The organism is Dapis hubbardiae BLCC-M172 (assembly GCF_050016015.1).
GTDB lineage: Bacteria > Cyanobacteriota > Cyanobacteriia > Cyanobacteriales > Microcoleaceae > Trichodesmium.
The window spans coordinates 58,598-68,436 of the sequence record NZ_JBNHEQ010000298.1; the positions used below are offsets into that span (position 1 = coordinate 58,598).

Annotated in this window: 3 protein-coding genes and 1 CRISPR repeat array; of the genes, 2 read left to right on the top strand and 1 reads right to left on the bottom strand. The window is 34.6% G+C overall.

Going from position 1 to position 9,839, the window contains the following annotated elements; all coding sequences use genetic code 11:
• The first annotated feature begins 168 nt into the window (after positions 1–168).
• Positions 169–3,915: a DUF7149 domain-containing protein gene (locus ACP6PK_RS28075; protein ID WP_426564631.1), complete on the top strand. Its 3,747-nt coding sequence runs from the start codon at positions 169–171 to the stop codon at positions 3,913–3,915.
• Between the two features lie 474 nt (positions 3,916–4,389).
• Positions 4,390–5,031: a Uma2 family endonuclease gene (locus tag ACP6PK_RS28080; protein WP_426564633.1), complete on the top strand. Its 642-nt coding sequence runs from the start codon at positions 4,390–4,392 to the stop codon at positions 5,029–5,031.
• 396 nt (positions 5,032–5,427) lie between these two features.
• On the opposite strand, the gene ACP6PK_RS28085 is transcribed toward ACP6PK_RS28080, so the two are convergent.
• The gene (locus ACP6PK_RS28085; protein ID WP_426564635.1) at positions 5,428–7,818 is read right to left on the bottom strand and encodes an ATP-binding cassette domain-containing protein; all 2,391 of its coding nucleotides are present in this window, start codon (positions 7,816–7,818) and stop codon (positions 5,428–5,430) included.
• 922 nt (positions 7,819–8,740) lie between these two features.
• Positions 8,741–9,070: a CRISPR direct-repeat array (repeat unit 36 nt; unit sequence CTCTGGAAACCCTAATCCCTATTTAGGGATTGAAAC).
• The last annotated feature ends 769 nt before the right edge of the window (positions 9,071–9,839 follow it).

The window sequence follows — 9,839 nt, forward strand, 5'->3', positions numbered from 1 at the left end:
GACGTTCCATGGATCGTCTCTACAAGGTTATCATTTTTTTGTGTGGTTTATTAAATTATGGTAGGGGTTTGATTTCCAAATCCCATTTTTGCTTGGGTTTGGAGACAAAACCCCTACAGTTTTTTTCACAAATTATTTCATACTGCTATATAATTTTATATTTAACAAATGAACTTACTTCCACCTAGAAAAGCATTAAATAAAGCATATTTAAAGGTTAGACCTAGTAGGAAAAATATTGAAAAATTCAAAGACAATCTGAAGTTACTTTTAGAGCAAATTAACGAAGCAGAGTCAGAAGAATTTCATAAAACTTTAATTTCCCAATTTTTACAAGAAACTTTCTACAAACCAAATCATTTTATCAACACAAAGGGGAAAAATGACTTGGTAATTCACAATAGCAAAGACCAGAAAAGTAATGTAGGCATAATACTAGAAATCAAGAAACCAACTAATACAAAAGAAATGCTCAAAGTTAATAACCTGAATACTAAAGCATTTCAAGAGTTGGTATTATACTTTTTGCGCGAAAGTTTACAAGAAAATAACCTAGAAATCAAATATTTAGTAGCTACCAATGTTTATCAATGGTTCATTTTTGATGCTCAATTATTTGATAAATACTTTGCTCAAGACAAAAGTTTAGTGCAAAAATTCCATGATTTTGAGGCAGGAAGATTAACAGGTAGAAAAACTGACTTTTTCTACAGAGAAATTGCTCAACCAGCTATTGAAAGTATTAAAGGTGAAATTACGTTTACTTACTTCGATATTAGAGAATATCAAACCTATTTACAAAGTACAGAAAGCCAAAATGACAAAAAATTAATAGTTTTATATAAACTACTTTCTCCAGAGCATCTATTAAAATTACCTTTTGCTAATGATAGTAATAGTCTGGATAAAAAATTTTACGGCGAACTACTTCATATTATTGGTCTGACTGAAATCAAAAAAGCTAATAAAAAACTTATCCAGCGTCAAACAGAAAATCAACGAAACCGGGGTTCACTTATAGAAAAGGCAATTTTTCAGCTTGATAGTTTATACAAAATTTCTAGACTCGAAAAACCAGAGCAATATGGGGAAAATTATCAAGAGCAACTTTTCAATATAAGTTTAGAGTTAGTAATAACTTGGATTAATAGAATCCTTTTTATTAAGCTACTGGAAGCTCAATTAATTAATTATCATAAAGGGGATAGCTCTTTCGCATTTTTGAATTTAGAAAAAGTACCAACATATCAGGAATTAAATAATCTTTTCTTTAATGTATTGGCTCGAAAATATAGCGATCGCCAGGGCAAGGAAAAAGAAGTTTTTGCTAAGGTTCCATATTTGAATAGTTCCCTTTTTGAGCCAACGGAAATGGAACAGCAAACTATATTTATTAGTAATCTGACAGAGGAAAAACTGCCTATTTTTTCTGAAACGGTTCTGAAAGATAGTCAAGGTAAAAAACGTCGAGGTGAACTTAATTCTCTAGAATATTTATTTGAGTTTCTCGACGCTTACGATTTTAGCAGCGAAGGTTCGGAAGCAATTCAAGAAGATAATAAAACTCTAATTAATGCTTCTGTTTTGGGGTTAATTTTTGAGAAAATTAATGGTTATAAAGATGGCTCTTATTTTACTCCTGGTTTTATTACTATGTATATGTGTCGTGAAACAATTAGTAGAGCCGTGGTACAGAAGTTTAACGATATTAAAAGTTGGAATTGTCAAAATCTTGAACAACTTTATGACAAAATTACAGATAAAAAGGAAGCTAATCAAATTATTAATAGTTTAAAAATTTGCGACCCCGCTGTAGGTTCAGGACATTTTTTAGTTTCCGCTCTTAATGAAATTATTGCCATAAAAAGCGAATTGAAAATTTTATTAGACAGAAAAGGAAAAACATTGAGAGATTATCAATTTGCTGTAGTTAATGATGAGTTAGTAGTTACTGATGATGATGGAAAATTATTTGAGTATTATCCGAATAATCAAGAAAGTCAACGAGTACAAGAAGCCATTTTTCACGAAAAACAGACAATTATTGAAAATTGTTTGTTTGGGGTAGATATTAATCCTAATTCTGTAAAAATTTGTCAGTTACGGTTATGGATAGAGCTGTTGAAAAATGCTTATTATAAAATGTACGGACGTTCCATGCAACGTCCCTACGAATTGGAAACTTTACCGAATATTGATATTAATATCAAGTGTGGTAATTCTTTGATTAGTCGTTATGGTTTAGATTCTGATTTACGACAAGCTTTCAAGAAAAATAAATGGAATATTGAAAGTTATCAGAATGCTGTGCAAACTTATCGTCGTGCTGAAAGTAAACAGCAAAAGCGAGAAATGGAAAGGTTGATTCAGGATATTAAAGGTAATTTTAGAACAACACTTCAAGGAATAGATCCGAAGAAAAAAAAGTTAAGAAATTTAGAGTATGAAGTTGATGATTTAGTGAATAAAAATCAATTGTCATTATTTGAGGAAACAAAAGCTGAAAAAAAAGCCAGAGAGAAAAAAATTGATAATTTGAATAATCAGATTGATAAATTAAGAGTTAAAATTGCAGAAATAGAAAGTGGTAAGGTTTATGAAAATTCTTTGGAATGGCGATTTGAGTTTCCCGAAGTATTGAATGATAATGGTGATTTTGTTGGGTTTGATGTGGTTATTGGTAATCCGCCTTGGGGAGCAAAAATAGAACAAAAACAACTACAACATATCAAAACTATAAATTCTGATATTGTTGTGAGAACTACAGATTCTTTTATGTTTTTCATTAACTTAACTTTCTCCCTCAAATCAAAATTTGGCATTATTTGTCAAATCATTCCAGATGTGATTTTATATCAAGTTGACAATGAAAGGTTACGCACAAAAATTTTCCAAAAATCCCAATTAGAGATAGCTATAAATTTAGGAGATGGTATATTTGAAGATGTCTCAAGACCTGCTTGCATTATACTTATGACATCTAATATAAGTAATCTTTCTCTGGTTGGTGAATACTCTATCGGCAGCCATAAAAAATTGTCTAATCATTTATTAACTGAGTTAAAAACATCATCTTTTCTAGAAATACCGAATCAAATTATTGCCACTAAAAATATTGATGGGTATTACATTCTGAATAGATACCAAAAAACAAAGCTACAGGAATTAATAGATGATGATGGGATTCAAAGAGGAATTACTCCCTCTTTGCAAAAAGCTTTTATCGTTGATGAGGAAAGTATCATTAAATTTTCACTAGAAAAAGAGTTTATTTTTCCTACTGTTACAGGTGGTAAGGATGTCAAAAAATATCTAGTTAAAGATGTTAGTAAAAAAATTATCTACACCCGAAAAATAGATCCTCTTGAATCTATCCCTAAAATAATCAGCTATCTCCAAACTTTTAGAAATCAAATAACCTCTAAAGAAGTCAAAGAAGGCAAACACCCTTTTTGGTCTTTGAGCCGACCCAGAAACAAAGAATTATTTCTTAAAACAGAAAAAATTATTGGCGTAATTACTGGAGACAGAATAATTGCTGCATTAGATATTAATCAGATATTTCCCACAGATGGATTATACGTTATGGCAACTAATGTAAGTTGTTCAAATAAATTTATTGTTGGAGTTTTGAACTCAAAGTTATTGACATATTTTTACAGATTATTATCAATGGAGACTAATAGAACATTAGCTCAAATAAAGCCAACAATTTTAAAGGATTTGCCGATTGAATTTGACAATCAACAAATAGTTATACAAATTGAATCTATAGTTGACAAAATTATTACTACCAAAAAATCTAAAACTAATCCTGATACAACAGAATTAGAAACACAAATAGACAGACTGGTTTATCAACTTTATAAATTAACAGAAGCAGAAATGAAAATTGTGGAAGAAACAACAACCTAGCTCAAAATATTTATCTAAAAATATTAGATGTAGCGGAGTAGGAACGTTTTCAGCTAAGAGCTGACATTAAACTTATAGCGTGCGCGAAATGTTTGCGGAGCATTCCGGAACGGAAAACGCATTTTTGCCTGTCCAACGTTTCTACAAGGTGATCATTATATTATTGGTTTCACAGAAATCACAAAAGCTAATAAAAAACTTACAACGGGTTCCAACTTATAGCGGTTTTCAGAAAGATAGAATACACCTTGAATAACAAAAACCCTTGTAGGGAGGTTCCATGGAACGTCACTACTGTGGTCTACCTAAGTGAAAACTGCTATAATGAGGTACACCCGTCACGAGCAAGATGTACGGTTCCCGAAAAATCGCACTGGGAAGATTTAATTTTTAATATCTGTAGTTCATAATAGCAATTTTCTGTAAAAGAGCGATCGCGAATCCTACCCACAATATAAAATATACCCACAAAACATGAACCAAACCCAAACCCGATTACCCACAGACACCTGGATAAGAGCAACTTGCTCAGAATACATCCAAACTCTTGAAGACCCAAGTTATGAAAAAGCTAAAGTTTACTACCACAAAGGAAGACTCCGAATAGAAATGTCACCAATAGGAAATGACCACGCTAGTGACCACACAGTTATCATTACTGCAGTTGCTTTCTTTGCTGCCACTAAAAATATTGAGCTAAATGGTAAAGATAATTGTACCTACCGCAAAACTGGATATCAAGCAACTCAACCTGACGTTTCCTATTACATTGGGGAAAGTGCTGATGTCATTCCTTGGGGAACTTCTTTTATTGATCTGGATATTTATCCTCCACCAACTCTAGTGATCGAAGTTGCTAATACTTCTTTTGCTGATGATATAGGGGAAAAACGTTTGCTTTATGAAGCAGTTAAGATTACTGAATATTGGATAGTTGATGTGCAGAATGTAGAAATTATTGCTTTTGCTGTTGCTGACGGTGGTAGTAGAAAAATTAATCAGTCTCAAGTTTTACCTGGTTTAGACATTTCTGTATTAGAGGAAGCACTTCAGCGTACTCCTCAAACAAATGAAACTCAAGTTTATACTTGGTTATTACAGCAGTTTCAATCTTAGCAAGGGAGTGGGGGAGTAGGGGAGTAGGGGAGTAGGGGAGTGAAGGAGTAGAGGAGTAGAGGAGTATCATAATATTAACTAACCTACAACAAACCCGGTTTCTGATAACAGAGGTTTAATCTCCCAACCCTAGCAAAAATAGGATTTGGAAACCAAACCCCTAAAGTTTTTTTCACAAATCATTAACGATTCCTATATAATATCTTTCTGTTTTTGAAACCAAATAGAAGTAGTGCGTTAAATTTTGGGGCGGGTTTATTTCATCTAATGGTTAAACTCCTTAATTTAACGCGGAACCAGCCCCTACTATTGCACAATTTTAGATATGTCGGTCTACTACTCGGCTATACCGGACATAATATTAATTATCAATTATCCATTATCAATTATCCATTATTAAATAATATCTTTCTGTTTCTGAAACCAAATAGTTAAACCTAAATAAATCAGTGAATGTAAACCTAAAACTCCCCAACTTAAACCTAAATTTTGCCAATTAAGATTATAAACATCTGAACCAGAAAATGGTAATGGAACGGTACTTCCATCTGGTAATTTAGTTGCTTCTGGCACCATTTTATTAACATTTACCAATGCTCCATAAGCAGCTACAGACCAACGACTTAACATTACCCAAGAAAATTTACTAGCTATACCTGTCATTTCAAATAAAACACCAGAAAAAATAATCTGAGGCAACAAGATTAAGGGTAAAGCACTATTAGCTTGAGAAGCATTTTTGAAAATTGAGGAAATCATTAATCCTAGACTAATACAACTTATTAAAGTTAAAAAGGTAGTAATACTAACTCCTATTTCCCATGAAATTAATTCTGGTTGAGGACTGTCAAAACCAAAGATAATTACTGCTGCTATTAATAAAGTTTGGAAAATTGCCAATAATCCCAAAACTATTACTTTTGAACCTAGATAAGCAAATAATCCTAAATTTACCAATCTTTCCCGAATATAAATAGCTGATTCTTTGACTATTTCTTGCAGAGAACTCGAAAGACCAACCCATAAACAAGCACAAGTAAATACAAATAATACTCGCAAAGCTAAAGGAGCTAAAGTAGGTTCGGGGTCGCCAATTAATGGATTTTTGTCTCTAACTGCAAATAAAATTAAACCAATACCAATAGGAGCAGTTAATAAAGCTAAACCTAAATTAATCGGGTCGCGGAAAATTAATTTAAAATATCGTTCGATTAAAATAAATAGTTGTTGCCAAAAAGAAGCTGGTTGTTGTTTGGGAGGTAAATTAGTAGGAGGTTTTAAATTATCAATACTCAAATGATTAGAAATATAATGCCGATAATATTCTGATTGCCGAAAATTATTTACCCATTCATTGATATTTTCATCACAGGTTTCTAGTTCATTGTAAATATCAGCAAAGTCTCCAGTATTTACAGAGAAAAAAGTTAGAGCTTCTCGAGAAGAACCAAAATAACATAACCGCCCACCTCTACCTAAAAAAACTACCCTATCGCAAATTCTAATATTAGCTGTGGCATGAGTAACTAAGATAATTGTTCGTCCTTGATTTGCCAACTTTCTTAATAACTGCATCATTTTTTTATCTAATCCTGGATCGAGTCCAGATGTCGGTTCATCTAAGAAAAATAATTTCGGGTCTGCTAATAATTCGACGCCAATACTTACTCTTTTTCTTTGCCCTCCACTTAACTGACTAACTAATACATTTCTTCTCTCTGTCATTTCTATTTGTTCGAGAGTTTTTTCGACTATTTCTTTCACATTAATATCTGGAGGTAAGCGCAATTTTGCAGCATAATTTAATACTTCCCATACTGTTAGTTCTGGATGAATAATATCGTCTTGAGGAACATAACCAATTTGAGTCCGATAAATATTAAAATTATTCCTTAAATCTTCACCATTAATATAAACTTTGCCTTTAGTTGTCGGGTCTATTCCTAATAATGTTCGCATCAAAGTTGACTTCCCGGTGCCACTTCCTCCGACTAAAGCCACAAACTGCCCCGGTTCGATCGCGAAAGAGAGATCGTTTAGCAAAACGCGCGTTTTTCCCCGTTGGTCTCTGACTATTCTGTAGAGACGATCGGCATCAAGACGAATTTGGTTACCGGGGTCGAATACTTCCAAGTTATCCCCTCGACGAATGAGAGTAAAAGGTCCGATTTTAATCACCGCTCCGTCAGTCAAAACAATAGTATTTTTAACCCGCACCTCATTGACAAAAACACCATTGGTACTATAATCTCGTAAAATGTAGTTACCCTGACCATTGGGTTCAATAGTGGCATGACGACGGGAAACAATAGAAGCATTTAATTCTAGATTGGCATCAGGATCGCGACCAAGTAACACCGATCTATCTTGCAAAGATATTGAGCGCGTTTTTGGCAAAGATGCTATGGCTACTGGATTATTTGGTTCAAAATATTTGAGCAGGATTTGGTTTTGGGGGTCGAGACCGATTTTGATTTCTATGCCATTTTGCAGAAGATGACCTTCAGATGGAGTGATGCGGGTGCGGTCGAGAAATAATCCGTTTGTACTTGGTCGATAACTGTCACCATCATAAATATAGTAGCGATCGTCTACTTTCTGGATAATAGCATGATAACTAGAAATGACTAACCAATCTGAAGGTACTACTAGATCGGCACGGAGGCGATCGCGTCCTAAGATATGATTGTCTTGTGTTAGTTGGAGTGTGATAATTTGGCCTTGATTATTTAATTCTATATAAGGATTATTGCTTAAAAGGGTGGTTTGCCCTGTTTTATTAGTCATAATAATATTTGATTTTAGATTCTTTAGCAGACATTTTATTTATATATATTGTGAATCATCGTAAAATTTCGGCAAGTGGGAAACCACCGTCTTTTAAGCGGTGGATGGAAACGACTCGACGGATTTTAATCCGTAGTCAAAAAAATGTGTTATAATTAATTAATAACTTAAAAAGTAGACTCAATGGTATGCATGGCCGGAGAGAGTAGTGGCAATTGGCACCGTAAGCGTGGACTGCTGCTGTATACGTACTACGGTACGGTACTGGCAATGTGGTTGTTTCGAGCAATGTGGAAATCGTGGTTTTAACCCGATTTACAGCTCCTCTGAAGAATCCACGCGACTTTAGTCCGTGGAGTGTCAAAATAGAAAATTGATTTTGAACGACTACTTATACAAAATTCGGTATCTAAGTCATTGCGACGGTCACGGAGTGGAAGGAAGCAATCTCAGGGGTTTCGCGAGATTGCTTCCCTGGCGGTTGCAATGACAATTTTTTTTAACCCAATCTTATACTATATAATATTGATGTAGTGAATATAAATTCAAAATTAAAAACTGAAATTTGATAAAAGTATTGTCAAAAATTAATTTTTCTATCTACTTGACAAACAAAAAAGGAGAAGTTAGTATATTTACATTTATGAACCTTGAGAAATAAATAGTAATTAGTTTTTGGTCATTTCTTGGTTGTTAAGAGTGGTTAATGAATGGTTTTTCATCTTTGCATGGAACCCCACATACACGCCTCCCAGAATCGCTGTAATGCTGATTCTTTCGTTGACCCGTGTATGTGCCTTACCAGGAGAGGGTTTGAGGGTCTTAATTTTAGCAAATTTTGCCTTGTTGATGATAAAATCAAAGGGGCGTGTATATTTGCCTATCTGAAACCCTTACTCTGTCGTTGTTCTGGATCGGAACTCTCTGGAAACCCTAATCCCTATTTAGGGATTGAAACGGTGACGGAAGATCACTTTAGCTACACTTGTCAGAGCAGCTACTCTGGAAACCCTAATCCCTATTTAGGGATTGAAACTTTATTGCAATAATGATTTTCAATCCGCCCATCAGGCTCTGGAAACCCTAATCCCTATTTAGGGATTGAAACCATGATTATATTACAAAACCCAAGTACCATATTGGCTCTGGAAACCCTAATCCCTATTTAGGGATTGAAACTTGACGTTGAGCTATGCTCTCAGGGTTAGGAATAACACTCTGGAAACCCTAATCCCTATTTAGGGATTGAAACAATCAATCGTTTCAGCAGGTTTAAACATAATCAGGACTTACACATAACCACCATATTTAGTAGGGGCGAATGGCATTCGCCCACTACAATTGGTGTATAACTTCACATTTTGCGTAAGTCCTAATAATGGAAAACTCTTAAGAAGAGGTAACTATTAATTATTGAAAAATCCTAATCCCTATTTACAGAGCTTTTCATTTCAGTAGACAACTAAGTAGGGACGTTGCACAGGCAAAAATGCGTTTTCCGTTCCGGAATGCTGCCTCTTGCAGAGGAGCTGCGCTAACGCAAACATGTCGCGCAGCAAAACGTCCCTACAAGGTTTTGGTTGTGACTATCTTGATCTAATTACACCGATGCTATGGGATTGAATATGAAACCTGTAGAGGGCGAATGGCATTCCCTGTGGAGGGCGAATGCCATTCGCCCCTACAAGGAGAAAAAAAGTGCTAGGATATTTCCTTTAAAGGTTTGAGCCTTTTTAGGTTGCTAAAAGTACCAGGTTTTCAGCTCTTAATGCACGGTTCCCGAAAAATCAAAAAGTTAGTATTTTCAGCAAGAGTTGGGAAAAAAATTACTCCTCCCCTACTCCCCCACTCCCCTACTCCCCCACTCCCCTACTCCTTAAAAAAGACTTTTGAGCGCAAACCCTAATTACACCGATGCTACGGGATTTAATATTAAACCTGTAGAGGGCGAATGCCATTCCCTGTGGAGGGCGAATGCCATTCCCTGTGGAGGGCGAATGCCATTCCCTGTGGAGGGCGAA